Source organism: Prauserella aidingensis (assembly GCF_024171865.1).
Lineage (GTDB): Bacteria > Actinomycetota > Actinomycetes > Mycobacteriales > Pseudonocardiaceae > Prauserella > Prauserella aidingensis.
Genome location: NZ_JAMTCN010000073.1, coordinates 1 through 1,387, shown reverse-complemented (window position 1 = coordinate 1,387; position 1,387 = coordinate 1). Strand labels below are relative to the sequence as shown.

The following is a 1,387-nucleotide window of genomic DNA, read 5'->3' as shown; positions in this document are numbered from 1 at the left end:
GGGGGGTGTCCCTATGGGGGACGTCAAGCGGCTGCGGGGAGGTTTTCGCTCGGTGTGGTCTGGGGTGGTTGGTAGTGGGTGCCGTTGCGGAGCATGGCGTGTAGGACGTCGCAGCGGCGTCGGGCGAGGCAGATGAGGGCGGCGTTGTGTTTCTTGCCTTCGGCACGTTTCTTGTCGTAGTAGGTCCGACTGACCGGGTCCGTCAGAGAAGCGAAGGCGGCGAGGAAGAACGCCCGTTTGAGCTTGCGATTGCCCGCCCGTGTCGGGTGTTCGCCCTTGATCGACGATCCGGATTTGTGGGTGACGGGGGCGATGCCGGCGTAGGCGGCCAGGTGGGCTGCGCTGGCGAAATGGGAGGCGTCGCCGATCTCGAGCAGGATGCGGGCGGCGGTCCTGACCCCAATGCCGGGCATGGAGGTCAGGACCCGGGCAAGAGGGTGCGCATCAAGTAACTCCTCCACCTGGCTGGCCAGGGTTGTGCGTTGGGACAGCACGGTTTTCAGGCTCTCGGCCAGCTGCGGCAGCACCGTCTCGGCGGCTGTGCTGCCGGGCACGGTCACGCTCTGCTCGTCCAACGCGGCCTGAATGGCCTCGACAAGCTTGCTGTGCATGCGCGGGGCGTGCTCGGCAGCAATGGCGGCGACCGTGTCGGCCCCGGCAGCACGGATGCCGGCCGGGCCGCCGCACTGCGTGAGAATCTCCAGCACCGCCCGGTGGGTGATCTTTCCACCAATGGCGCGTTCCAGGGCTGGGTGGATACCGGTGAGCAGGCCGCGGATGCGGTTGCTGATCCGGGTTGCCTCGCCAGCGAGGTCGTCGTCGTAGCCGACCAGCACCTCCAGCTCGGCCAAGGTCTCATCACCGATATCGACCGCCCGCAGAGTGTGCGGCAGGGTGCGGGCGGCATCGGCGATGACCAGTGCGTCGCGGGCATCGGTCTTCGCGTTTCCCGGATACAGGTCGGCAATACGCCGCATCGCCAGGCCGGGCAGGTAAGCCACCTCGTGCCCGCAGGCCCTGGCCACGGTCACCGGCAGCGCCCCGATCGTGGCCGGCTGGTCCACCACGACCAGGATGCGTCCGTGGCTGGCGAGCCGGTCGAACACCTCCCGCAGCCGGGGCTCGCTGTTCGGCAACGCCGCATCGTGCAGCCGTGTGCCGTCCGGGGCCAGCCCGATCGCGTGGTGTTCACCCTTGCCGACATCGAGCCCGAGGAACACACCGTAGTCATGATCGCGGTCCATCTACCAGGCCTTTCGCCGCGTCGGTCCTGGTCACCAGTCACGCACCGGTGGTCGGCATCCACGTTACGACGAGACCTCACACCGTGCGGCCGTGTCCCTATTAGCGATCCAGCGATGCACCAAGCCCGGTGACACCACCCCCC

At 67.8% G+C, this 1,387-nt stretch carries 1 protein-coding gene; it reads right to left on the bottom strand.

All coding sequences use genetic code 11. From position 1 onward, the window contains the following. Positions 1-23: 23 nt before the first annotated feature. Positions 24-1,244 (bottom strand): IS110 family RNA-guided transposase, encoded by a 1,221-nt coding sequence (locus tag LY13_RS25455; protein WP_253831100.1) that lies wholly within the window; start codon positions 1,242-1,244, stop codon positions 24-26. Positions 1,245-1,387: the final 143 nt, after the last annotated feature.